At 39.1% G+C, this 24569-nt stretch carries 25 protein-coding genes; 14 read left to right on the forward strand and 11 right to left on the reverse strand.

What is annotated here, in order from left to right; translation table 11 throughout:
* Positions 1-24: 24 nt before the first annotated feature.
* Positions 25-1476, reverse strand: coding sequence for a tRNA uracil 4-sulfurtransferase ThiI (gene thiI / locus ABN236_RS05285; RefSeq protein ID WP_088493692.1), 1452 nt, complete (start codon positions 1474-1476; stop codon positions 25-27).
* A gap of 201 nt (positions 1477-1677) precedes the next feature.
* On the opposite strand from thiI, the gene xseB reads away from it, so the two are divergent.
* The 13 genes from xseB (at position 1678) to ABN236_RS05350 (ending at position 13677) form a co-directional block, all read left to right on the forward strand.
* Positions 1678-1941 (forward strand): exodeoxyribonuclease VII small subunit, encoded by a 264-nt coding sequence (xseB, locus tag ABN236_RS05290; protein WP_023580876.1) that lies wholly within the window; start codon positions 1678-1680, stop codon positions 1939-1941.
* Positions 1942-2865, forward strand: coding sequence for a (2E,6E)-farnesyl diphosphate synthase (ispA, locus tag ABN236_RS05295; protein WP_088493693.1), 924 nt, complete (start codon positions 1942-1944; stop codon positions 2863-2865).
* 66 nt (positions 2866-2931) lie between these two features.
* On the forward strand, positions 2932-4797 hold the full coding sequence (gene dxs / locus ABN236_RS05300; RefSeq protein WP_194951858.1) for a 1-deoxy-D-xylulose-5-phosphate synthase: 1866 nt from the start codon (positions 2932-2934) through the stop codon (positions 4795-4797).
* A 350-nt stretch (positions 4798-5147) separates the two neighbouring features.
* Entirely contained in the window at positions 5148-5567 is a 420-nt protein-coding gene (rbsD, locus tag ABN236_RS05305) for a D-ribose pyranase (protein ID WP_088493695.1), read from the forward strand.
* 7 nt (positions 5568-5574) lie between these two features.
* Positions 5575-7083, forward strand: coding sequence for a ribose ABC transporter ATP-binding protein RbsA (rbsA, locus tag ABN236_RS05310; RefSeq protein ID WP_349473524.1), 1509 nt, complete (start codon positions 5575-5577; stop codon positions 7081-7083).
* 1 nt (position 7084) lies between these two features.
* Complete coding sequence (rbsC, locus tag ABN236_RS05315; protein WP_088493697.1) at positions 7085-8050, forward strand: ribose ABC transporter permease; 966 nt, start codon at positions 7085-7087, stop codon at positions 8048-8050.
* 42 nt (positions 8051-8092) lie between these two features.
* Positions 8093-8983, forward strand: a complete 891-nt coding sequence (gene rbsB / locus ABN236_RS05320; protein ID WP_349473525.1) for a ribose ABC transporter substrate-binding protein RbsB — start codon at positions 8093-8095, stop codon at positions 8981-8983.
* Positions 8984-9061: 78 nt separating this feature from the next.
* Positions 9062-9988 (forward strand): ribokinase, encoded by a 927-nt coding sequence (gene rbsK, locus ABN236_RS05325; protein WP_349473526.1) that lies wholly within the window; start codon positions 9062-9064, stop codon positions 9986-9988.
* A 4-nt stretch (positions 9989-9992) separates the two neighbouring features.
* Positions 9993-11000, forward strand: a complete 1008-nt coding sequence (rbsR, locus tag ABN236_RS05330) for a ribose operon transcriptional repressor RbsR (protein ID WP_502929611.1) — start codon at positions 9993-9995, stop codon at positions 10998-11000.
* Positions 11001-11118: 118 nt separating this feature from the next.
* Positions 11119-11361 (forward strand): type II toxin-antitoxin system VapB family antitoxin, encoded by a 243-nt coding sequence (vapB, locus tag ABN236_RS05335; protein ID WP_088493701.1) that lies wholly within the window; start codon positions 11119-11121, stop codon positions 11359-11361.
* On the forward strand, positions 11354-11758 hold the full coding sequence (vapC, locus tag ABN236_RS05340; protein WP_349473527.1) for a type II toxin-antitoxin system tRNA(fMet)-specific endonuclease VapC: 405 nt from the start codon (positions 11354-11356) through the stop codon (positions 11756-11758). The genes vapB and vapC overlap by 8 nt, the downstream gene beginning before the upstream one ends.
* A 438-nt stretch (positions 11759-12196) precedes the next feature.
* Positions 12197-12532: a zinc ribbon domain-containing protein YjdM gene (locus tag ABN236_RS05345; RefSeq protein WP_088493703.1), complete on the forward strand. Its 336-nt coding sequence runs from the start codon at positions 12197-12199 to the stop codon at positions 12530-12532.
* 248 nt (positions 12533-12780) lie between these two features.
* Positions 12781-13677 (forward strand): hypothetical protein, encoded by an 897-nt coding sequence (locus ABN236_RS05350; RefSeq protein ID WP_311755480.1) that lies wholly within the window; start codon positions 12781-12783, stop codon positions 13675-13677.
* A gap of 63 nt (positions 13678-13740) precedes the next feature.
* On the opposite strand, the gene thiL is transcribed toward ABN236_RS05350, so the two are convergent.
* From thiL to queA, 10 genes are all read right to left on the reverse strand, one after another.
* The gene (gene thiL / locus ABN236_RS05355; RefSeq protein WP_349473528.1) at positions 13741-14724 is read right to left on the reverse strand and encodes a thiamine-phosphate kinase; all 984 of its coding nucleotides are present in this window, start codon (positions 14722-14724) and stop codon (positions 13741-13743) included.
* A gap of 103 nt (positions 14725-14827) precedes the next feature.
* Entirely contained in the window at positions 14828-15241 is a 414-nt protein-coding gene (gene nusB, locus ABN236_RS05360) for a transcription antitermination factor NusB (protein ID WP_006535124.1), read from the reverse strand.
* 28 nt (positions 15242-15269) lie between these two features.
* Positions 15270-15740 (reverse strand): 6,7-dimethyl-8-ribityllumazine synthase, encoded by a 471-nt coding sequence (gene ribH, locus ABN236_RS05365; RefSeq protein WP_069368597.1) that lies wholly within the window; start codon positions 15738-15740, stop codon positions 15270-15272.
* Positions 15741-15952: 212 nt separating this feature from the next.
* Positions 15953-17107 carry a bifunctional diaminohydroxyphosphoribosylaminopyrimidine deaminase/5-amino-6-(5-phosphoribosylamino)uracil reductase RibD gene (gene ribD / locus ABN236_RS05370; protein WP_349473529.1) on the reverse strand — a complete coding sequence of 385 codons (1155 nt, stop codon included), beginning with the start codon at positions 17105-17107 and terminating at the stop codon, positions 15953-15955.
* A 70-nt stretch (positions 17108-17177) separates the two neighbouring features.
* A complete protein-coding gene (gene nrdR / locus ABN236_RS05375; protein WP_006535128.1) occupies positions 17178-17627 on the reverse strand; it encodes a transcriptional regulator NrdR in 450 nt (149 codons plus the stop codon).
* Positions 17628-17743: 116 nt separating this feature from the next.
* Entirely contained in the window at positions 17744-18712 is a 969-nt protein-coding gene (gene secF, locus ABN236_RS05380) for a protein translocase subunit SecF (RefSeq protein ID WP_088493709.1), read from the reverse strand.
* A gap of 10 nt (positions 18713-18722) precedes the next feature.
* Positions 18723-20570: a protein translocase subunit SecD gene (gene secD, locus ABN236_RS05385; RefSeq protein ID WP_088493710.1), complete on the reverse strand. Its 1848-nt coding sequence runs from the start codon at positions 20568-20570 to the stop codon at positions 18723-18725.
* Between the two features lie 32 nt (positions 20571-20602).
* The gene (gene yajC, locus ABN236_RS05390) at positions 20603-20938 is read right to left on the reverse strand and encodes a preprotein translocase subunit YajC (protein ID WP_006535133.1); all 336 of its coding nucleotides are present in this window, start codon (positions 20936-20938) and stop codon (positions 20603-20605) included.
* A gap of 85 nt (positions 20939-21023) precedes the next feature.
* Positions 21024-22166, reverse strand: a complete 1143-nt coding sequence (tgt, locus tag ABN236_RS05395; protein WP_036911729.1) for a tRNA guanosine(34) transglycosylase Tgt — start codon at positions 22164-22166, stop codon at positions 21024-21026.
* Positions 22167-22349: 183 nt separating this feature from the next.
* Positions 22350-23423 (reverse strand): tRNA preQ1(34) S-adenosylmethionine ribosyltransferase-isomerase QueA, encoded by a 1074-nt coding sequence (queA, locus tag ABN236_RS05400; RefSeq protein WP_194951852.1) that lies wholly within the window; start codon positions 23421-23423, stop codon positions 22350-22352.
* A 107-nt stretch (positions 23424-23530) separates the two neighbouring features.
* On the opposite strand from queA, the gene ABN236_RS05405 reads away from it, so the two are divergent.
* Entirely contained in the window at positions 23531-24118 is a 588-nt protein-coding gene (locus tag ABN236_RS05405; RefSeq protein WP_088495960.1) for an acyl carrier protein phosphodiesterase, read from the forward strand.
* The last annotated feature ends 451 nt before the right edge of the window (positions 24119-24569 follow it).

Raw genomic sequence — 24569 nt, forward strand, 5'->3', positions numbered from 1 at the left:
AATCAACAATATAAACGTTATATATTATTTTTTACGATAGACTTTAACGTTCTCAAAACCTTGCTCACGTAAATAAAGCGCCTGTAAACGGCTCATCATTCCACGATCACAATAGAGTAAATAGGTTTTTGCGTTATCTAAATCACCAAACTGAGTGCTTAGTTTATAGAAAGGTAGCTCTTTAACATCAACACCTTCTATCTTTAATGGTGAAGTCTCTTGCTCTTCTGGTGAGCGAATATCCAGAATAACGTCGTTAGCGCCAAATTCAGAGACCATTTCAACTTCAGTAACTTGCTGTACGGTTTCTTCTGCAATACGACGAATATCCATATTTTTAGCATTTTCAACAACGCTATCAAGAATAGAAAAATCAAACTTCTCTTCTTCTGCTTCGATCTTCGCTTTTACCGCTTTCACTGTTGGGCTTTTTGAAATCACACCACAGAATTCAGGCATTGTGCGAGCGAAATCTTCTGTACCAATTTGACGTGCGATATTGATAATGTTCTCTTTATCATGAGTGATAAGAGGACGTAAAATTAACGTATCTGTCGCATTATCAATTAAACGTAAATTAGTTAAGGTTTGGCTAGAAACCTGCCCTAATGCTTCGCCAGTAACAATTGCTTGAACACCATAACGTTCTGCCACTCTTGATGCTGCACGTACCATCATACGTTTTAATACAACACCCATTTGACCATCATCGACTTTTTCTAAGATTTCTGCGACAACAGGCTCAAAATCAACAGCAACGAAATGCACTTTATGTGAACGACCAAAACGGTTCCATAAATAATGCGCAACTTGTTTAACGCCAATTTCGTGAGCAGAGCCACCTAAGTTAAAGAAACAATAGTGAACTCGGCTACCACGACGCATTAACATATAGCTCGATACACCTGAGTCATAACCACCAGAGATCAGTGATAAAACATCTTCTTGTGTACCAATTGGGAAACCGCCAATACCTTCATAACGCGCATTTACCAGAATCAGTTTGTCATCTTCAATTTCCAAATTAATGGTGACATCTGGGCGGGTTAATTTCACTTTAGCGCTTTCAACGTGTTGGTTAAAACCACCACCAACATAGCGCTCAACTTCATTTGAAGTAAAACTATGTTTGCCGCGGCGTTTGGCGCGAACACAAAATGTTTTGTTTTCAACTAAATGCTTAAATGCTGCAAAAGTTTGCTCAAAAATATTGTGTAGATCAGTGTACGGATGCTCTTCTACTTGTAGAAAGTGATGAATACCAGGAATACGCGTTAATGCATCACATACCGCTTCACTTTTGCTTTCATCTTTGCTGACAACAACAATGTTATCCCAATTACGGACAACAGTAATTTCATCACCTAATGTATTAAGTACATTACGAATATTGCTAGTGAGGATCTTGATAAAACGTATACGAACTGATTGGCTTTTGATCGTAATTTCGGGGAATAATTTAATAATAAACTTCATAGTCAATGGTCATAGGTTATTAAGTAGAAACATAAACTACAGTGATGTAAATTGACTGGAGTTTATAAAAGTCACAAAGTATATCACCAATATTTAGGGCTCACCCGCAAAAATCATCGACTGAATAAGAAATTTTCTTCTCAATTGTAGTAAGATGATCGCTATTATTCAGCGCTAACATGCTTTATTATCAAAAATATTATGGCTAAGAAAACGACACCAATTAACGAAGACATCGCACAAGCACCAAGTTTCGAAGCATCTATGCAAGAACTTGAGCAAATCGTAAACCGTTTAGAATCCGGTGAACTCCCTTTAGAAGAAGCGCTTAATGAATTTGAACATGGCGTTCGTCTAGCCCGTGTTGGACAAAAAACATTACAAGACGCAGAACAGCGTGTTCGCATTCTTCTTAAAGAAGATGATAATGCAACTCCTGATGATTTTATCCAAGAGGCAGAATAATTGAGTAACGCAACTTCAAGCACGGATGCGTTCCGTCATAAATTAGATTCCGCCCACCAGCGTGTTGACGATGCATTAAACCAAGCGCTATCCGCTTTACCATTTACTGACATGCCTCTAGGTAAAGCCATGCATTATGGTGCCCTTTTAGGTGGAAAGCGCTTACGTCCTTTCCTTGTTTATGCAGTAGGTGAAATGTTTAAAATCCCTGCTCTTAATCTTGATGCACCAGCCGCCGCAGTAGAATGTATTCACGCTTATTCTCTTATTCATGATGATCTACCTGCGATGGATGATGATGATTTACGTCGTGGTAAACCTACATGTCATATTGAGTTTGGTGAAGCCAACGCAATTTTAGCGGGCGATGCATTACAAACACTTGCCTTTGAGATCTTAGCAAAAAATCCAATGCCTGATGTTGCAATGAGTGATCGGGTTGCAATGATTGCTGAATTAGCAACAGCCAGCGGGCTTGCTGGTATGTGTGGTGGTCAAGCTCTTGATCTTGAAGCCGAAGATAAATCCATTGATCTCGCATCTCTTGAAAAAATCCATTTACACAAGACAGGTGCATTAATTCGTGCAGCTGTTCGCTTAGGCGCATTTAGTGCTGGCTCAAAAGGTCACGATGTATTACCCGCATTAGATAAATATGCCCACTCTATTGGCCTTGCATTTCAGGTACAAGATGACATTTTAGATGTCATTGGCAGTACTGAAGAAACAGGAAAGCGTCAAGGTAGCGACCAAGAGTCAGGAAAAAGCACATATCCTGCACTTCTTGGGTTAGAGCAAGCTCAAAAGAAAGCACAGGAATTGTATAACGAAGCACTGGATGCCTTAGCGTTTCTTGAGCAATACGAGTACGATACGACCACGCTTAAACAATTAGCGAGTTTTATCGTCGAACGGAAAAACTAATAAAAAATAAAGAGAGCAGCTTACCTGTTCTTTCCCTATTACAAGTGATTAATTAATAGGCATCACATGAGCATTGATATCGAAAAATATCCCACATTGGCGTTGGTTGAAACACCAGAAGATTTGCGCCTATTACCAAAAGAGAGTTTACCTAAACTCTGTGATGAGCTAAGGCTATTTCTTCTTAACAGTGTCAGCCGCTCAAGTGGTCACTTCGCCTCAGGTTTAGGTGCTATTGAGTTAACGGTTGCTCTTCATTACGTCTATAAAACCCCTTTTGATAATCTTATTTGGGATGTGGGTCATCAAGCCTATCCCCATAAGATCTTAACAGGTCGCCGTGACCGCATTGATACTATCCGCCAAAAAAATGGGTTACATCCCTTCCCTTGGCGAGAAGAGAGTGAATACGACAAACTTTGTGTCGGTCACTCTTCAACCTCTATTAGTGCAGGTTTAGGTATGGCTGTTGCAGCTGAACAAGAAAAGCTGAACAGAAAAACAGTTTGTGTGATTGGTGATGGTGCAATTACTGCGGGTATGGCTTTTGAAGCAATGAACCACGCAGGTGATATTGAGCCAGATATGCTCGTTGTACTTAATGACAACGAGATGTCAATCTCCGAAAACGTTGGTGCATTGAATAATCATCTTGCACAATTGTTATCAGGCAAACTGTATACCACCTTACGTGAAGGTGGAAAAAAGGTCTTTTCTGGTATTCCACCGATTAAAGAATTACTGAAAAAGACAGAAGAACATATTAAAGGCATGGTTGTTCCCGGCACCATGTTTGAAGAATTGGGCTTTAATTATATCGGTCCAGTTGATGGTCATGATGTTATTGCGTTAGTGCAAACACTCGCTAATATGCGTGATCTAAAAGGTCCTCAACTCCTGCATATTATGACTAAGAAAGGTCGTGGATATGCACCTGCTGAACGTGATCCTATTAGCTGGCATGCTGTACCTAAGTTTGATCCACAAGCAGGTACATTACCTAAAAGCCCTAATGCACGACCTACATTTTCTAAAATTTTTGGTGACTGGTTATGTGAAGAAGCCTCAACCGATCCAAAACTCATGGCAATTACCCCTGCTATGCGTGAAGGCTCTGGTATGGTGCGTTTCTCAAAAGAATATCCATCACAATACTTTGATGTTGCGATCGCAGAACAACACGCCGTTACCTTTGCAGCAGGTTTAGCAATTGGTGGTTATAAGCCTATTGTTGCTATCTACTCAACATTCTTACAACGCGCTTACGATCAAGTGATCCACGATATTGCCATTCAAAAACTGCCTGTTTTATTTGCTATTGATCGTGGTGGTATTGTGGGAGCAGATGGTCAAACTCACCAAGGTGCTTTCGATCTCTCATTCTTACGCTGTATTCCTAATATGGTCATTATGGCACCAAGTGATGAAAATGAGTGTCGCCAAATGCTTCACACGGGTTATCACTATCAAGATGGCCCTGTTGCAGTACGTTACCCAAGAGGCTCTAGTGTTGGTGCGCAATTACAACCACTCAGTCCATTGCCTATGGGTAAAGGCATTATTCGTCGCCAAGGTAAAGGTATTGCTATTCTAAACTTTGGTACATTACTGCCTGAGGCGTTAGAAGTCGCTGAAAAACTTGATGCAACTGTCGCCGATATGCGTTTTATCAAGCCTCTTGATAAATCACTTATCCTTTCTCTGGCAGAACAACATGATATGTTGGTAACGTTAGAAGAGAATGCGATTATGGGTGGTGCTGGCAGTGGTGTTAATGAGTTACTGATGCAAGAGCGTTGCCTAGTACCTGTCTTAAACTTAGGTATACCTGATCTATTTGTACCACAAGGTGGACAAGAAGAGATCAGAACTGACTTAGGTTTAGATGCAGACGGTATTGAAAAATCAATTAAAGCCTATCAAGCTAACTAATTGAATTAAAATGATTAAAAATAACCTCTCCTAATTAACTATAGGAGAGGTTAATGTATTTTCTAAGCTAAAATTTGTCTACTTTTATATACTGGTTCACGCTTTCACACCTCATATTTTCTTCAATTATAATCTTGTCCATCATCACATTTTTATGAAATTCACTGAAAATAACCACTTTCCTTATTGAATCCATTCAGCGTTAATTTATTCAATCAGTTAGATTTTTCTTTCTTTTTGTTTGCCAACGAAACGTTTCGATCATGCTCACAATATGAATAAATCAAACTTGTTTTCCCGCCTTTCTTTTCTACTATGTAGACAGCGAAACGTTTCGCTGAGGAGAAAACATGAAAAAAGGTGTATTACTTAATAGTCCTATTTCGAGTGTAATTTCACGTTTAGGACACACTGACAAAATCACTATTGCAGATGCCGGATTACCTATTCCCTCCTCTGTTGAACGTATTGATCTTGCTCTCACTCAGGGTATTCCGGACTTTATGTCCGTGTTGCAAACAATCACTCATGAGATGCAAGTGGAAGCCGTGATGCTGGCGGAAGAAATTAAAACCATCAATCCCTCTCTTTTTAATGAAATCCTCTCTTATCTCTATTTATTAGAGCAAGAGCAGAAGAAATCTATTCAAATAATGTATGTTTCACATGAAGCATTCAAAAAGCAACTTACTGAAAATAAAGCTGTTATTAGAACTGGTGAATGTACGCCTTATGCCAATATTGTGTTGTTTTCTGGTGTGACTTTTTGAGGACAATATGGAACCTTTACTTGAACTTAAAGATATTGATAAGTCATTCCCCGGTGTAAAAGCACTATCAGGCGCTACTTTACGAATTTACCCTGGTCGAGTAATGGCTTTAGTCGGTGAAAATGGCGCAGGAAAATCAACACTGATGAAAGTACTCACTGGGATCTATAAAAAAGATGCTGGTGAAGTGATTTATCAAGGTGAAAGTTGTGCTTTTAATGGTCCCAAATCTTCTCAAGAAGCAGGGATAGGTATTATTCACCAAGAGCTTAACCTTATTCCTGAATTAACCATCGCAGAGAATATTTTCTTAGGTCGTGAGTTTACCCGTGCTTTTGGCGCTATCGATTGGAAGAAAATGTATGCAGAGGCCGATAAGTTATTAGCCCGATTAAATCTTGCTTACAGTAGTCACCGTTTAGTGTCTGAATTATCGATTGGTGATCAGCAAATGGTAGAAATCGCCAAGGTACTTAGTTTTGGTTCCAAAGTCATTATTATGGATGAACCAACAGATGCATTAACTGACACTGAAACTGAATCGCTATTTAGTGTTATTCGTGAACTAAGAGATCAAGGTTGCGGTATTGTTTATATCTCACATCGTTTAAAAGAGATCTTTGAGATTTGTGATGATGTAACTGTACTACGAGATGGTCAGTTTATTGGTGAAAAACCTGTCGCCTCATTAAAAGAAGACACTCTGATTGAAATGATGGTTGGTCGTAAGTTAGAAGACCAATACCCTCGTATTAATATCCCTCAAGGTAAAACCAAACTCAACGTCATTAACCTCAGTGGCGAAGATGTTCATGATGTCAGTTTCTCATTACATGAAAGCGAAATTCTTGGTATTTCAGGCTTAATGGGTGCGGGTCGGACTGAATTAATGAAAATTATCTACGGAGCATTACCCAAAACCAATGGCACCGTTGAGTTAGATGGTAAACCTTGCCAAATCAAAAAGCCCGCTGAAGGTTTAGAACAAGGTATTGTTTACATCTCTGAAGATAGAAAGCGTGATGGTTTAGTGCTCGGTATGTCGGTGAAAGAAAATATGTCTCTGACTGCACTACGCTATTTTAGCCGCAGTATGGGTGTGCTTAATCATAAAGAAGAGCAACTCACTGTTGGCGATTTTATTAAATTATTCAATATAAAAACCCCTTCAATGGATCAAACCATCGGTTTCTTATCAGGGGGAAATCAACAAAAAGTGGCTATCGCAAGAGGCCTAATGACTCGCCCTAAAGTACTTATTCTTGATGAACCCACTCGTGGCGTTGATGTGGGCGCTAAAAAAGAAATTTATCAGCTAATTAATAAATTTAAACAAGAAGGATTAAGCATCATCTTAATTTCTTCTGAAATGCCTGAGGTAATGGGAATGAGTGACCGTATTTTGGTTATGCATGAAGGTCGTATTAGTGGTGAGTTCTCCGCTCACAATGTCACACAAGAAATGCTAATGGCTGCGGCTGTTGGTAAACAATATGACGCTAAAGTAGGAGTTTGATATGAGCACGAATTCAATTCCAGCGTCAAAACGTTGGTTCTCAAAAGCTTGGCTATTAGAGCAAAAATCACTGATTGCTCTGCTTATCCTGATTGTCGTCGTTTCCACACTCAGTCCTAATTTTTTCACCTTAAATAATATTTTCAACATTCTTCAACAAACATCGGTCAACGCCATTATGGCGGTTGGGATGACTCTGGTTATTTTGACATCTGGCATCGACCTATCTGTTGGTTCATTGCTTGCATTAACAGGTGCTGTTGCTGCTTCTATGGTAGGTGCTGATGTTAATGCACTTGTTGCTGTTGTTGGAGCATTGGCGTTAGGTGCAGCTATTGGTGGTGTAACAGGAATTATCGTTGCTAAAGGTAAAGTTCAAGCCTTTATTGCTACGCTAGTCATGATGTTATTGCTGCGCGGTGTTACTCGTGTCTATACCGACGGTAGCCCAATTAATACCGGCTTTAGCGATAATGCTGATCTGTTTAGCTGGTTTGGTATTGGTCGCCCATTTGGTATTCCAACCCCAATCTGGCTGATGATGATTGTCTTTTTGAGCGCATGGTATTTATTACATCATACTCGTTTAGGCCGTTATATTTATGCGCTTGGCGGTAATGAATCAGCAACACGTTTATCCGGCATTAGCGTCGATAAAATCAAAATCATTGTTTATGCACTGTGTGGTTTATTAGCTGCCCTTGCCAGTGTCATTGAAGTTGCTCGCCTTTCATCAGCGCAACCAATGGCAGGTAATGGTTATGAGCTAGATGCTATTGCCGCCGTTGTTCTGGGTGGTACCAGTCTTGCTGGTGGTAAAGGTCGTATTATCGGTACATTAATTGGTGCACTTATTCTAGGTTTCTTAAATAACGCACTGAATTTATTAGGAATATCATCAAACTATCAAATGATAGTAAAAGCGGTGGTCATCTTACTTGCTGTTTTGGTAGATAACAAAAAATAACTCTCTATTCTCTTAATCCGAATCCCGACAGGAACTTATATTATGAAACTCAAAAAAATGGCGACACTTCTTTCTGTTGTTGCATTAAGCGCTACAATCAGCGCCAACGCATTTGCAAAAGAGTCGATCGCGCTTGTTATTTCAACACTTAACAACCCTTTCTTTGTCACCATGAAAGACAGTGCACAGAAAGAAGCTAATCGATTAGGCTACGATCTTGTTGTTCTAGATTCTATGGACAACCCAGCTAAAGAGCTTGCTAACGTGCAAGATCTGACAGTAAAAGGCACACGCTTAATGCTCATTAACCCGACAGACTCTGATGCTGTGGGTAACGCCGTTATTTTAGCTAATAAAGCCAAAATCCCTGTTATCACTTTAGACCGCGTTGCAAACAAAGGCGAAGTCGTCAGCCACGTTGCTTCAGATAACCGTCTTGGTGGTAAAATGGCGGGTGATTATATTGCAGAGAAAGTGGCTAGTGATGCCAAAGTTATCCAACTAGAGGGGATCACCGGAACATCAGCATCTCGTGAACGAGGTGAAGGCTTTAAACAAGCGGTTGATGCCCACAAACTGAATGTACTTGCCAGCCAACCTGCTGATTTTGACCGCACAAAAGGTCTTAACGTGATGCAAAATCTATTAACTGCTTATCCTGCGGTTCAAGCTGTTTTTGCACAAAATGATGAAATGGCATTAGGCGCATTACGTGCATTGCAAACTGCCGGTCGCACCGATGTATTAGTGATTGGTTTCGATGGTACAGATGATGGGATCAAAGCGGTAAACCGTGGCATGTTAGGCGCAACTATTGCTCAACGCCCAGACCAAATTGGTATTATCGGCATTCAAGCCGCAGATAAAATTCTCAAAGGCGAAAAAGTGGATGCAACAATCCCCGTCGAACTTGAGTTAGTTATTAAAAAATAACAACAATAAATACCACGGGGTAATATTGCTCCGTGGTAGCTTTGATCATTAAAACACGTTTTCACAAGGATAAAGGCTATGACAACACCTCGCCTTGCTGTTCTAGGTAGCATTAACGTTGACCACATTATGAATATTTCACAATTTCCAAAACCTGGTGAAACCATTATTGGTCATCAATACAAAATAGCCTTTGGTGGTAAAGGTGCAAATCAGGCAGTAGCTTGTGGTCGCAGTGGTGCCGATATTACCTTTATTGCTTGTGTCGGTGATGATGCGATTGGTAGTGAGATAATTTCACAGCTTAAAACAGATAATATTCATATTGATGCAATTAGTATTATTCCGCAAACACCAACAGGTGTGGCGATGATACTTGTTAATGAACAAGGTGAAAACGTAATTAGTATTGTTGCAGGTGCTAATGGCGCACTAACACCTACTCATTTTCAGCAATATCATCATGTTGTTGAGCATGCTGATGCCTTGCTGATGCAATTAGAATCACCATTAGAGACTGTTTTTGAAGCTGCAAAACTAGCAAAATCACACCAAACTCAAGTCATTTTAAACCCAGCACCAGCACAACCTTTATCTGATGAATTTCTGAGTTTTATTGATGTTATCACTCCAAATGAGACGGAAGCCGAAATATTAACAGGCGTTTCTGTGCATGATGAAGCGGGTGCTGCAAAAGCTGCCGAAATTTTACATCAAAAAGGTATCAAACAAGTGCTTATCACTTTGGGTAGCCGTGGTGTATGGTTTAGTGAACAAGGGAAAGGCATGATAATTCCTGGATTTCGCGTCGATGCTGTTGATACCATTGCCGCAGGTGATACATTTAACGGTGCATTTGTCACTGCAATATTAGAAGGGAAACCTTCCGTTGAGGCTATCCGTTTTGCTCACGCAGCAGCTGCCATTGCAGTTACACGTCATGGTGCGCAATCATCTGTTCCTTGGCGTCATGAAATCGAATCATTTTTAGCAGAGCGAGCATAGTACTTTGGCAACAATGAAAGATGTCGCCCGTTTGGCGGGCGTTTCGACATCAACTGTTTCTCACGTTATCAATAACAATCGTTATGTTAGCGAAGGTATTCGTAAAAAGGTTAATGATGCTATCAAAACCTTAAATTACGCACCTTCTGCTTTAGCGCGCAGTTTAAAAATGAACTGTACTCACACTATTGGTATGTTAGTGACAGCCAGTAGTAACCCTTTTTATGCAGAAGTTGTGCGTGGTGTTGAACGTAGTTGCTACGAAAAAGGTTATAGCCTAATTTTATGTAATACCGAAGGGGATTACGAACGTATGGATAGTAGCCTTGAAACGTTGCTACAAAAACGTGTCGATGGCTTATTATTGATGTCAACAGAAGCCCGAGCGCCCTCTCATGAAGTGCTAAATCGTTATCCTCGTTTACCTATGGTCATGATGGATTGGTCTCCGTTTGAATACGGCGGAGATATTATTCAAGATAACTCCCTGCTTGGGGGAGAAATCGCCACCAATTATCTGATTGAAAAAGGCTTTACTGAAATAGCATGTATTGCGGGCCCACAAGATAAACTCCCAGCAAAGCATCGTTTGCAAGGCTATTACAATGCAATGCAAAAAGCAGGGCTCACTGTTCGAGAAGAGTTTGTATTAACCAGTGATTTTGAATTTGCAGGTGGGTTTAGCGCAATGCAAAAATTACTCTCACATTCTGTCTTACCACAAGCGGTTTTTACCTGTAATGACGCAATGGCTGTTGGTGCTTATCAAGCTATTTATCAAAAAGGTTTGCGTGTACCTAATGATATTTCAGTCATGGGTTATGACGATATCGACCTAGCCTCTTATATGATCCCTCCTCTTTCTACCATTCACCAACCTAAAGATGAATTGGGTAAACTTGCTGTCAGCCAATTATTACATCGTATGGAAAATATCGACGCAGATGACAATGTTTTGGTTCTTACACCCAAACTTATAGAGCGTGGTTCGGTGATAGAAAATAAAAAATAATCTATTAACATTAAAGTGTTAAAACTTTTAGTATAGATTTCATACAACTCATTTAGTATCCTTTCTAAACTGCTATATACTTATGCCATATAGCAGTTATTGAGAGGAGGCTATCATTATGATCCAGCATGGCAAAGTATTTATGAGCAATAGAACACAAAATGTTCGTTTACCTGCTGATACTCGTTTTCCAGATGATGTAAAAGACGTTGTGGTTCGTGTAAAAGGAAAAGAGAGAATTATCACACCGATACAGAATGCATGGGATAGCTTTTTCTTATCTGAAAAGTCTGTAACAGATGATTTTTTATCTGAAAGACCAGATCAAGTCACAAGCGAAAGAGAATCCTTTGATGATTAAATATCTGCTAGATACGAATATTGTTATATTTACAATTAAACGTAGACCTGAATTTCTGTTACCAAAATTTAATCAGTATGTTGAACAACTCGCTATTTCAACAATAACACTTGCTGAACTACTATATGATGCTGAGAAAAGCTCAAATTCAGCAAAAAATTTAGCGACTGTTAATGATTTTGTTTCTAGACTAAGTATTTTACCCTATGACGAACTTGCAGCCTTTCACTATGGTGATATAAGAGCAACACTCGAAAAGCAAGGTAAACGCATTGGTGATAATGACTTGCATATAGCAGCACATGCCAGAAGCAAAGGATTAGTCGTTGTTACAAATAATACCAGAGAATTTGAGAGAGTTGATGGTTTAAGAATCGAAGATTGGACTCATAATTAACTCAAATACCAAACTTATAGAGCGTGGTTCGGTGAGTAAATTTGAAAAATCATAATAAGAAGATTAACACTATTATTGATGATGCTCTCTTTTAAGATGGGAGCATTTATTTTTAGTTATATTTATAAAGTTATTACTTTAATATCATTAGATTAGAAAATATTTAAAACCACTTCTATTTATCTTTATTTTCTATTTAACTCTCTATATTTAGCCTACTTTTCCTCACTCTTTGCGCCATAATCTGTGAAAGATGCAAATTTCCACCAAATCCATTATACTATTGCCCTTTCGCATTATCAGAGGCAGTACCATTTAGGGGATTGCTTAGAACTTTCACTCTTAAATGATAATGTGTCCTTTAATTTATGGGGCGAGTGTTATCCTCATTGTGACGATTAATCACTTCCCATTTTGATAAAATTTGAGAGTATTATTATGTCATTACCTTCTTGTCCTAAGTGCAATTCTGAATACACCTATGAAGATGGTGCAATGTATGTTTGCCCAGAATGCGCACATGAGTGGAACGATGCAGAACCAACTGTTGATAACGATGAGTTAGTGGTTAAAGATGCTAACGGTAATTTATTAGCTGATGGCGATTCAGTGACTGTGATTAAAGATCTCAAAGTCAAAGGTAGCTCAACCATGCTGAAAATTGGTACTAAAGTAAAAGGTATCCGTTTAGTGGAAGGCGACCATAATATTGATTGTAAAATTGATGGCTTTGGACCAATGAAATTGAAGTCTGAATTTGTGAAAAAGAACTAAGATAATAGATTATTAATAATCTCTTTAAACATAGATTTAGATATTATCAAGATCATCAAAGGCGCTAATAAAGCGCCTTTTTAATATATTTAAGTATTTAAGTATTTAAGTATTTAAGTATTTAAGTATTTAAGTATTTAAGTATTTAAGTATTTAAGTATTTAAGTATAAAATATATTTTCACTTTTATTCCTTATCAATATAGAATCATTAAATTCTTTTTAAATTGAATCATACCATTACAAGTAATGACTACAATTATTTCTCAAAATTTAACATTTGTGGCAGCAGATAGGCTATGGACTGATTGCGATGATAATCCTGCTCCTGCACCTTTTAAGAAATTTTATGTTCTTGATGATAGTATTATATTCTATTCTGGTTATATAAATGCAATATTAGCTATATTGGCATTTTATATTGGAGATGAAATAGGAGTAGATGAAGAATATGCCACACTAATAGGTATTCTTTCAAATATGGATGAAGATGTTTGTGAATTTATTGAAGTAGATAGAAAAAATGGTGAAGTTGTTTATTTTCAAGGTGCGACTACAACGAAAAACTATAATTATATCTTTTATGGTGCTGGATCTGGTTCTGAATATGCAATTGAGTGCTATATAAATAATATTCAAATAATTACTATAAATGGCCAACATTATGATTTCATCAAATACGGTGATCACTTTATTAAAATAAGTATGAATTCAGCCTCTATAAAAGATCGCTGTTCTGGTGGAGGTTTTGATTATATTAAGTGGCTAGAAAAAGATCTTATTGTTGATAAACTAAATTGGTTGGATTCAGAAAAAATAGAGCAATATAATAAAAAAATTCTCCATCTCATTAAAGAAAACTGTGGTAATAAAGAAGAACTAAGTGAATTAATATTGATGATGGATAATGAACGGGAAAGAGATAAAGAGGAGCTAGAACGAGAAATCAAATCGGTTGACACCTCATTTATCCATGAGCATAATTTGACCAATATTCCGCAAACAAAAGGAGGCTCTCGTATGAATAATTCAGTTAAACCCCAAACGAGAGTTGCAGTGAAAACGTCAGGCGCAAACAAAGGTGTTGTACTAGATATAGTATCCATAAAAGAACGTATTGCTAAACGTAAAGCTGAAAGAACCTAATGTAATTACCTCTTCAAAATATTCTTAAAGGCGCTAATAAAGCGCCTTTAAATTAAAGTGAAGTTACTCGTTAGATTCACTAAAATGATCAAACCCTTTGAGATTAGGGTAAACATCTTTGCCATCACGTAAATAACGAATGCCTTCAGCAATTGGCATAATTTGCCCTATACAATGAAAATCTGCCCCAGTATGCGCTAATGCAATCTCTAAAGCACCACGATTGATTTCAGGTACCGTAAAGCATAACTCATAATCTTCACCACCACTTAATGCCCAAATCTCTGCTTGTTCTTCGTTCACTTCCGCTTTCATCGCTGGCGAGTATGGTAATGCATCTAAATTTAAGCGAGCACCACAACCACTGGCTGTGAGAATATGGTTCAAGTCTGAAATAAGTCCATCAGAAATATCAATCGCAGATGTCGCTAAATGGCGTAATGCTTGACCTTGTAGTAAACGAGGCTGCGGGCGCAAATGCCGTGCGACAAAATAATCACTATGTTCTTTTTCTGTCGGCTGTAATCTATTTTGTAATACAGCAAGCCCTGCTGCGCTATCGCCTAAGAAACCCGTAACATAGATCCAATCACCAATTTTAGCACCAGAACGAAGTAATGCAGTTCCTTGTGGAACAAGCCCTTGTATTGTGATTGTTAAACTTAAAGGGCCACGAGTAGTATCACCACCAATTAACTGGATTGCATAATAATCAGCTAACGCAAAGAAAGAACGACTAAATGCCTCAAGCCATTCACTGTTTGTATCCGGTAGCGTTAAAGCTAATGAAGCCCAAGAAGGATCTGCGCCAACGGCAGCTAAGTCACTAATATTAACAGCAAGTGCTTTATAAGCTAAATCTTCAGGTGAGATAGAAGGAAGGAAGTGAATACCACTCACTAAAGTATCAGTACTAATAGCGACTTGTTGCTTTTCAGGTACCGTCAATATTGCGCAGTCATCCCCAATTCCTGTACTCACATCTTTTCGTTTTACAGGCTGTGAAGTGAAATATTGCTTAATAAGGGAAAATTCACCACAAGGCATTATCTATTTCCTATTGAGCTATGCATACTAGACTAGCTTTATTAAACAAAAGGCCGGAAATACCGGCCTTGAATTATTTACCATAGAGGAAACGTGAAAAACGTTATTTTTTACGTACAGTTGGTGCAGCTTTATCAAGCACGCCATTAACAAATTTATGGCTATCGTCAGCACCAAATACCTTAGCCAGTTCAATCGCTTCGTTAATCGCAACTTTGTAAGGAACATCTTCACGGAAGCTAAGTTCAAACATTGCTAAACGTAAAATTGCTTTTTCAACTTGACCTAATTCTTCAAGTTGGCGGGATAAATAAGGTTCCATTGCCTTATCTAAACGTGTTGCATTAATGGCAACACCCACTAAAAGCTCACGAAAATAAGCAATATCTACACCTTGGGTATCCTGCTCGGATAAAAACTCCAATTCCACATCCGCGATGTCATTTCCGGATAATTGCCATGAGTAGATAGCTTGAACAGCACACTCACGAGCACGACGACGAGCAGCAGGTTTCACAAAATTCCCCTTAAGTTAAAACAGATGATTAGCCTTTTATGGCTTTAAGTACATTGATCATTTCAAGTGCTGTCATTGCCGCTTCAGCACCTTTGTTGCCCGCTTTAGTTCCAGCGCGTTCAATAGCCTGTTCAATGCTTTCAGTTGTTAATACACCAAAAGTCACAGGGATCTCGCTTTGCATTGCAACTTGAGATAGGCCAGAACTACATTCGCCAGCAACGTATTCAAAATGTGCGGTTCCACCACGGATAACAGTACCTAATGCGATAACTGCATCGTATTTGTCGCTTTCTGCTAATGCTTTAACAGTTAATGGCAACTCATAAGCGCCTGGAACCCAAACAACAGTAATATTTTCAGAGGAAACTTGTCCAATGCGTTCTAATGCATCAACCGCACCATCTAATAGGTTGTCGTTGATGAAGTTATTAAAACGGGCAATTGCAATTGCTACGCGTGCATTTGGCGCCGCGACAACACCTTTGATTACGTTCATAGGTTACCTTTTTCTCCTATCCGCGGGGCGCGGATTTTATCATATTCTTTCCTTTACTGCGCTCTGTTTTATTATTACACAGCAAAGGAGCCAAAAACCCTTGATAAATCAAGGCATTTAGTTGGCTGATAACGATGTCGTAACGACAGGAAATAACACACACGGCGCCATTTTACTACAAATAGCGCCGTAGACACACTTATTTGCGTCTATTAATAACGAGGTTTTAAACAAACTCTGATGTCAGAGCTAATTTGTTGGAGAGAATCTACTGTAAATTCAGGTGCTTCGGATAATGATGAAAGTGGAGAAAATGCAAATAATCCTCGTGCATCATCCCCTAAAATTTTAGGCGCAATATAAACAATAAGCTCATCAACAAGCCCAGCCTCTAATAATGCACCAGCAAAATGAGCGCCACTTTCAACCCATACGGTATTGATATTGCGTTTACCCAATTGCATCATTAATAAAACTAAATCCACACCACTGTTTTTACCATTCGTTGGTAACAGGATTTCTGATACATCGCCTTGCCAGTCACTTGGCTGTGATTTTGTACGCGCCAACCAGCATTCGCCTTCAATTTGAGTAATTTTATGATTTTCAGTCACTCTATTTTGGCTATCAGTAATAATACGAATAGGTTGACGTAACGTTTCTTCAGGATAGATAGCTTTGATTTCATCTGAGAGCTCATCCCAACGAACATTCATAGAAGGGTTGTCAGCAAGTACAGTTGAACTTGTCGTTAAAATAGCACTCGCTTGAGCTCGGAAATTTTGTACATCTCGACGAGATGCTTTAGAAGTTATCCATTGGCTTTCCCCCGATGCTAATGCCGTTTTGCCATCTAAAGATGCACCTAATTTTAGCTGGATATAAGGGAAGCCTGTTCTCATTCGTTTAAAAAACCCAACGTTAAGTTTTTCAGCTTCTTGCATTAAAACACCGTGTGAAACATCAATTCCGGCTGATAATAATTTGTGCAAGCCACGACCTGCAACTTGAGGATTAGGATCTTGCATAGCAGCAACAACACGTTTTACACCTGCATTAATCAAGGCATCAGCGCAAGGTGGTGTTTTACCAAAGTGACTACAAGGCTCAAGTGTGACATAAGCTGTCGCCCCTTTTGCTTTCTCCCCTGCCATTTTTAATGCATTGACTTCAGCATGAGGACCACCTGCGTGATGATGATAACCTTCACCAATAATCTCACCCTCTTTTACAATCACACACCCCACATTAGGATTAGGCGATGTTGTAAAGCGACCTAATGCTGCAAGCTCAATGGCGCGACGCATATAGTGTTCATCATGCAGGCTTTCATTTTCACTTGGGTTGTTGCTGTTGTTATTTGTCATAATAATTACATGTAATTTTATTATTTATCGTTATTTATCAAATCATTAAATAAATCACAGTATTAATATACTAATCCTGTAATTTTGCGATTTCTTCACCAAAATCACGAATATCTTCAAAACTACGATAGACAGAAGCAAAGCGAATATAAGCCACTTTATCGAGTTTCTTTAGTTGTTCCATAACAAAATTGCCAATTTCTTTTGAAGGTATTTCTCTTTCACCCGTCGCTCTTAGTTGTGATTTGATATGGCTTATCGCAGCTTCAACATCATCTGAACTAACTGGGCGTTTTTCTAATGCTTTAAGCATACCTCGACGAAGTTTCTCTTCATCAAAAGGCTCACGTATTTCATCACTTTTCACAACACGAGGCATCACTAACTCTGCTACTTCAAAGGTAGTAAAACGTTCATGACAAACAAGACATTGGCGACGACGGCGCACTTGTGAACCATCACCAACAAGTCTGGAATCAATTACCTTGGTATCTACGGCTCCACAAAATGGGCAATGCATAGTTATTCCTACTTTTGACAATACTCATAAACAGTGTACCTGTTCAGTGAACAAAAAACACCCTGTCAGTATACACTGGCAGGGTGTTTGCGATGTTTTATCAGAAGAACGCTCTATTATGGTAAGAGTGTTGTCTGATCGGCACCCTCTTTTTCCACTTTTTGTACAATCAAGTGTTCACGTTTCATTCCCATTTTCAGTGCTAATGCAGAAGCCACATAAATAGAAGAAATAGTACCGATTGAAACACCGATTAACATAACTAAAGAGAAACCTTCTAGCATTGAGCCACCAAAGATATACAGCATTAATACTACCAGTAATGTTGTTGCTGATGTCATGATGGTACGGCTTAATGTCTGAGTCAGAGAAACGTTCATAATTTCATATGATGTTCCTCGACGAATTTTACGGAAGTTCTCACGAATACGGTCTGATACAACGATACTATCGTTCAGTGAGTAACCGATAACAGACATCAATGACGCCACAATGGTTAAGTCAACTTCTATGTGGAACAGTGAAAGAACACCTAGTGTTATCACAACGTCATGCGCAAGTGCAATAACCGCACCTAGCGCCAAACGCCATTCAAAACGGAATCCAACATAGATAAGAATACAGATAAGTGCAGATAATAACGCCATAGCACCTGTTTGAGCCAATTCACTACCCACACTTGGCCCAACAAATTCAATACGTTTTACCACGGCATCGTTATCAACTTCAGCATTAATAACATCGATAACTTTCTTACCTAATTCTTGACCTGCCTGTCCTTCAACAGGAGGCATACGCACCATAATATCGCGGCTGCTACCAAAGTTTTGTAACAGAGGATCTTTAAAGCCCGCTGCATCTAGGCTATCACGCATTTTATCAAGGTCGGCTGGTTGACTGAGATTGATCTCAATTACTGTACCACCTGTAAAATCCAGTCCCCAGTTAAATCCTTTCACGGAAATGATAGCAATTGATGCTATCAAAAGCAGAAACGAAATACTAAAGGCGACGTTGTCCCAACGCATAAAGTCAATGACTCTACGACCATGGTTTAATTGTTCAACAGTATAATCCTGTGCCACAACGTGCTCCTTAAATAGACAGTTTCTTAACGCGTTTACCACCATACAGCAGGTTTACAATCGCACGAGTACCGACAATAGCGGTAAACATGGATGTTGCAACCCCGATTGCAGTTGTGATAGCAAAGCCTTTGATTGAGCCGGTACCGACTGCATAAAGGATCACAGCTGTAATTAATGTGGTTAAGTTCGCATCAATAATACTGGAGAAGGCACCTTTATAACCTTCATGGATTGCTTGCTGTACTGATCGACCATTACGTAACTCTTCTTTGATACGTTCGTTTATCAGTACGTTGGCATCGACGGCGACGGCAAGTGTTAATACGATACCCGCAATACCCGGCATGGTCAGTGTTGCGCCCGGTAATAGTGACATTACCCCAACGATTAACACTAAGTTTGCCATTAATGCAGTGCTCGCAATCACACCAAATTTACGATAATAAATTATCATAAAGGCAACTGACGCAATCAGACCCCATAAACACGCTTCTAAACCTTGGGTAATATTTTGCAGACCCAAAGTTGGACCAATCGTTCTTTCTTCAACGATTTGAATAGGTGCAATCAACGCACCAGCACGTAATAACAGAGATAATTGACGTGCTTCATTCGCATTTGAAATACCCGTAATACGGAAGCTATTTCCTAAACGACTCTGAATATTCGCAACGTTGATAACTTCTTCACTTTTAACCAATACAGCTCGGTCATTCTCATCGCGTTTACCGCTGTCTTTATACTCTACGAACAGTGTTGCCATCGGTTTACCGACGTTGTCTTTCGTAAAGTTAGACATGATAGAACCACCCGCGCTATCAAGTGAAATATTCACTTGAGGTTGACCATATTCATCAGCCTGAGAGGTTGAGTCAGTAATGTGGTCACCCGTTAAAATAACGCGTTTATAAAGAATAGTTGGTCTACCTTCACGGGTATATTTCACTTCTGAGTCGCCCGGAATACGACCTGTTTCTAAAGCAGAAGGATCAACGGTAGTGTTGACTAAACGGAATTCTAATGTTGCTGTCGCACCTAAGATTTCTTTAGCGCGAGCGGTATCTTGGATACCCGGTAATTCAACAACAATTCGGTCAGCGCCTTGACGTTGAACTAATGGCTCTGCAACACCTAACTGGTTAACACGATTACGTAAGATAGTGATGTTTTGCTGTACAGCATAAGTACGTGCATCACGTAAACGTTCGTCAGTAAAAATAGCTCTTAATGAGTTATTTGCGCCATCTCTAAAAATGAGATCTTGATTACGACGAGTTAGGTAATCTGAAGCTTTAGAGCGATCATCCGAATTACGGAAACGGATTTCAACACCATAGTTATCCGTTTTACGGATAGAGGAATACGGAATGCCTTCGTCACGTAATAATGTACGTAGACTTTCAACATTTTGTTCCTGAAGCTTACCTAACGCAGTTTCCATATCAACTTCCATCAGGAAGTGAACACCACCACGTAAGTCTAACCCCAGTTTCATCGGCTCACCGCCAATGGCTTCTAACCATTTTGGTGTTGCCGGTGCAAGGTTAAGTGCAACAACGAACTGGTCACCTAATGCAGGCAACAACACTTCACGGGCACGTAACTGAATGTCAGGATTACCGAAACGAGCCAAAATCGCACCATTTTCAAGTGCAATAGATTTCGCTTCAATTTTTTCTTTATCTAATAAAGATCGAACTTGATCCAGTGTTTGCTCATTGGCGGCGGTTCCCCGCGCGCCAGTGATTTGAACAGCCGGATCCTCACCATATAGGTTAGGAAGTGCGTAAAGCAGACCGATGAGGATAGCGGCTATCAACATCAGGTACTTCCACAAAGGATAACGGTTTAGCACGGCAGTTCCCTTTTCCCTTTGGGGAAATGTTATTAAATAGCTTTCATTGTGCCTTTAGGTAATACAGCGGCAACAAAGTCACGTTTGATAGTTACTTCAGTTGTTTCATTCAGAGCAACAACGATATAGCCGTTATCTGAAACCTTAACAACACGACCAATTAAACCACCAGTCGTTAAAACTTCATCACCTTTACCGATAGAATCCATCAGTTTACGATGTTCTTTAGTACGTTTTTGCTGTGGACGTAGGATCATGAAATAGAAAATCAGAATAAAGATCACTAACATCGGTAAAATAGACATAAAGCTAGCTTCAGGTGCTGCTTGTCCAGCAGAAGCTACAGCATCAGAAATGAAAAAACTCATTCACTTTTCCTCATTGTTGTCGATATCGACGATATTCAAGTTATAAGCCCAATATCATACACAGAATTGGGCTTTCTCGTATACATTATTCACACTTAGTCGCACTGCCATTTAGCGGTGGGACGGGTTTTCCGATACGTTCGTAGAATTCGTGTACAAACTCTTCAAAACGTGAGTCTTCAATAGACTGACGAATTTCAGCCATCAAACGTTGATAATAACGTAAGTTGTGAATAGTGTTCAGCCTTGCACCTAAAATTTCGTTACAACGATCAAGATGATGTAAATAAGCACGGCTATAATTTTTACAGGTATAGCAGTCACAATGTTCATCAAGTGTTGATGTATCAGAGCGATGTTTCGCATTACGAATTTTAATGACACCATCGGTTACAAACAGATGGCCATTTCGTGCATTTCGTGTTGGCATGACACAGTCAAACATATCAATACCACGACGAACACCTTCAACTAAATCTTCTGGTTTGCCAACACCCATTAAATAACGCGGTTTATTCGCAGGAATTTGAGGGCAGACATGCTCTAAAATACGGTGCATATCTTCTTTAGGCTCACCGACCGCAAGGCCGCCGACAGCGTAACCGTCAAAACCAATTTCGACTAGCCCTTTTACAGAGATATCACGTAAATCTTCGTAAACACCGCCTTGAATAATACCGAATAATGAATTTTTGTTATTGAGTTCATCAAAGCGCGCACGACTACGTTTAGCCCAACGTAATGACATCTCCATTGAGTTTTTTGCATAATCCCAATCTGAAGGATATGGCGTACACTCATCAAAAATCATCACAATGTCAGAACCCAAATCGTATTGGATTTCCATTGATTTTTCTGGGCTTAAGAAAATCTTTTCGCCATTAATAGGATTACGGAAGTGAACACCCTCTTCTTTAATTTTACGCATTGCGCCTAAACTAAAGACTTGGAAACCACCTGAATCCGTTAAAATAGGACCTTGCCATTGCATAAAATCATGTAAATCACCATGCAATTTCATGATTTCTTGACCAGGGCGTAACCATAAGTGGAAAGTGTTACCTAAAAGAATTTGTGCACCTGTAGCTTTTACTTCTTCAGGTGTCATTCCTTTTACTGTGCCGTAAGTACCCACAGGCATAAATGCAGGTGTTTCAACAACACCACGTTCAAAAATAAGGCGACCGCGACGAGCATTACCGTCGGTTTTGTCTAATTCGTATTTCACTTATCCTCCAAGCATCAGAAAAACAGTCCAATGCGCAATAAAAAACAGCACATTCTAATCATTTGTTAGACGGCTGTATATGTTACTTCAACAAAAACTCGTGCTTAGTCAAAGGGATTAAGCAATAAAATTGAAATAACAATTCATAAAACGAAGAAAAACGTTAAAAAGAATAATAAATCTTTATTCTTGTCCTACTTTTTCATTGATAGCTAAAGGATTACGAGTAATAAACATCGCATCACCATAACTGAAAAAACGATACTCTTGCTCAACAGCTTCTTTATATGCATTCATGGTATTTTTATACCCTGCAAAAGCAGAAACCAGCATGATTAAAGTTGATTCAGGCAAATGGAAATTCGTAATCAATGCATCAATAATTTGATATTGATAACCCGGATAAATAAAAATTTGGGTATCATCGAAGAAAGGTGCAATTAACGCATCTTTTGTTGCTTTCGCAGCACTTTCTAAAGAACGAACAGAGGTTGTACCCACTGCAATTACTCGATTACCACGCGCTTTACACGCTAATACAGCATCAACCACCTCTTGTGGTACTTCTGCGTATTCAGAATGCATTGTGTGTTCTTCGATGTTATCAACACGCACGGGTTGGAAAGTACCAGCACCAACATGCAGTGTAACAAATGCCATCTCCACACCTTTTTCTTTTAAGGCTTGAAGTAATGGTTCATCAAAATGTAATCCCGCAGTAGGTGCGGCGACAGCGCCCGGACGCTCATTATAGACCGTTTGATAAAGTTCTTTATCAGACTCTTCATCTGGGCGATCAATATAAGGAGGTAAAGGCATATGACCAATGCTATTTAAGATGGTGAGAACATCTCTTTCATCATCAAAGCGAATTTCAAAAAGTGTATCATGACGCGCAACCATAGTTGCTTGTACACTTTCATCTTCCCCTAGCACAAGCGCAGCGCCTTCTTTTGGTGATTTAGAGGCTCTAACATGGGCAAGCACACGATGTTCATCAAGCATACGCTCAACTAACACTTCGATTTTACCGCCTGACGCTTTACGGCCATAAATACGCGCAGGGATCACGCGAGTATTATTAAAAACCAGTAGATCACCGGCATTTATTTTATCTAACACATCGGTAAAAATACCGTGTGATAAAGCACCTGTCTCACCTTCTAAAGAGAGTAAACGACAACCACTGCGTTGAGGTTGAGGATAGTGAGCAATCAAGGCTTCTGGCAATTCAAATGTAAAGTCTGATACACGCATAATTAAACGACTACTTTCATAAAAAACAGGCGGACTAGTCTAGTGCTGCCAGCTTATCAGTGCAACAAAGAAGCCCTTTTTTATTCAAAAAGCGCTATGATGATGAGATGAATTATCTTGCTCACTTACATCTGGCCTTTAGGGCAAAAAGCTCTCTATTAGGCAATATGATGGCAGATTACGTCAAAGGCGCACCTAGCTCTGATTACAGCCAAGCTGTTATTGAGGGCATTCGTATGCATAGACGTATTGATGTACTCACTGATACACACCCATTAGTCAAACAAGCTCGCCTTTTATTTCCTGATGAATATCGCCGAGTTTCACCGATTACCTTAGACGTTTTTTGGGATCACTTTCTTTCTTTAAACTGGTCAAAGTTTGAACCCGATATACCGTTGACTGAATTTGTCACCAAGACTCGAAATATTATTGAACCAGATTTATGGCAAACGCCTGAAAAATTTCAAGAGCTTAATGAGTATTTATGGTCACAATCTTGGCTAATTCGCTATGCTGACAAAGCATATATTGCTCAAACATTGAAAGGAATGGCGAGAAGAAGGCCACGATTAAGCGCACTTGCAGGCTCTTATATCGTACTTGAAACACATTACGATGAATTAAGTGAGATTTTTTGGCAGTTTTATCCACAATTGCTAGAAAGAGCACAGCATCACCAACTTGATGACTGATACATTTAATTGCCATTTTGAATTTCATCTTTTTGTCATATTGTCGAATTATATTTGATATATCAAAGAGATGCTGAGTCAATTTATCATATTATTCGTAACGATTTGTTAACAAGCATAGTATTCATTTCCAAAGTTGATTAGAATGAATCGTTATACAAGGAGTCATAAATAATCCTACTTTATTGTATTAAGCTGATAGCTATAATCTATCAAATAGATTGTTCTGTTTGACTTTATCAATAGCGATTGATTATTTATGCTGTATGCATCATTTAAAAACAGGGTATACACCCTGAATTTGCTCTAAATAGTTTGAGATGAAGCTAGGTGACTAGTGCGAATGAACACAGTCAACAACGCTACAACTTGAAATATGACGAGTATAAACAGGGTATACACTCTGAATTTACTCTAAATAGTTCGAGGTGTAGCTAGGCGACAAGTGAAT

This window comes from Proteus sp. fly-1013, from assembly GCF_040140245.1.
Taxonomy (GTDB): Bacteria; Pseudomonadota; Gammaproteobacteria; order Enterobacterales; family Enterobacteriaceae; genus Proteus; species Proteus mirabilis_B.

Excerpts from the sequence above, each read along its gene's own strand:
- thiI (WP_088493692.1), bottom strand. The coding sequence starts at position 1,476 with ATGAAGTTTATTATTAAATTATTCCCCGAAATTACGATCAAAAGCCAA.
- xseB (WP_023580876.1), top strand. The coding sequence starts at position 1,678 with ATGGCTAAGAAAACGACACCAATTAACGAAGACATCGCACAAGCACCA.
- dxs (WP_194951858.1), top strand. The coding sequence starts at position 2,932 with ATGAGCATTGATATCGAAAAATATCCCACATTGGCGTTGGTTGAAACA.
- rbsD (WP_088493695.1), top strand. The coding sequence starts at position 5,148 with ATGAAAAAAGGTGTATTACTTAATAGTCCTATTTCGAGTGTAATTTCA.
- rbsA (WP_349473524.1), top strand. The coding sequence starts at position 5,575 with ATGGAACCTTTACTTGAACTTAAAGATATTGATAAGTCATTCCCCGGT.
- rbsC (WP_088493697.1), top strand. The coding sequence starts at position 7,085 with ATGAGCACGAATTCAATTCCAGCGTCAAAACGTTGGTTCTCAAAAGCT.
- rbsB (WP_349473525.1), top strand. The coding sequence starts at position 8,093 with ATGAAACTCAAAAAAATGGCGACACTTCTTTCTGTTGTTGCATTAAGC.
- rbsK (WP_349473526.1), top strand. The coding sequence starts at position 9,062 with ATGACAACACCTCGCCTTGCTGTTCTAGGTAGCATTAACGTTGACCAC.
- vapB (WP_088493701.1), top strand. The coding sequence starts at position 11,119 with ATGATCCAGCATGGCAAAGTATTTATGAGCAATAGAACACAAAATGTT.
- vapC (WP_349473527.1), top strand. The coding sequence starts at position 11,354 with ATGATTAAATATCTGCTAGATACGAATATTGTTATATTTACAATTAAA.
- ABN236_RS05345 (WP_088493703.1), top strand. The coding sequence starts at position 12,197 with ATGTCATTACCTTCTTGTCCTAAGTGCAATTCTGAATACACCTATGAA.
- ABN236_RS05350 (WP_311755480.1), top strand. The coding sequence starts at position 12,781 with ATGACTACAATTATTTCTCAAAATTTAACATTTGTGGCAGCAGATAGG.
- thiL (WP_349473528.1), bottom strand. The coding sequence starts at position 14,724 with ATGCCTTGTGGTGAATTTTCCCTTATTAAGCAATATTTCACTTCACAG.
- ribH (WP_069368597.1), bottom strand. The coding sequence starts at position 15,740 with ATGAACGTAATCAAAGGTGTTGTCGCGGCGCCAAATGCACGCGTAGCA.
- ribD (WP_349473529.1), bottom strand. The coding sequence starts at position 17,107 with ATGACAAATAACAACAGCAACAACCCAAGTGAAAATGAAAGCCTGCAT.
- nrdR (WP_006535128.1), bottom strand. The coding sequence starts at position 17,627 with ATGCATTGCCCATTTTGTGGAGCCGTAGATACCAAGGTAATTGATTCC.
- yajC (WP_006535133.1), bottom strand. The coding sequence starts at position 20,938 with ATGAGTTTTTTCATTTCTGATGCTGTAGCTTCTGCTGGACAAGCAGCA.
- queA (WP_194951852.1), bottom strand. The coding sequence starts at position 23,423 with ATGCGTGTATCAGACTTTACATTTGAATTGCCAGAAGCCTTGATTGCT.
- ABN236_RS05405 (WP_088495960.1), top strand. The coding sequence starts at position 23,531 with ATGAATTATCTTGCTCACTTACATCTGGCCTTTAGGGCAAAAAGCTCT.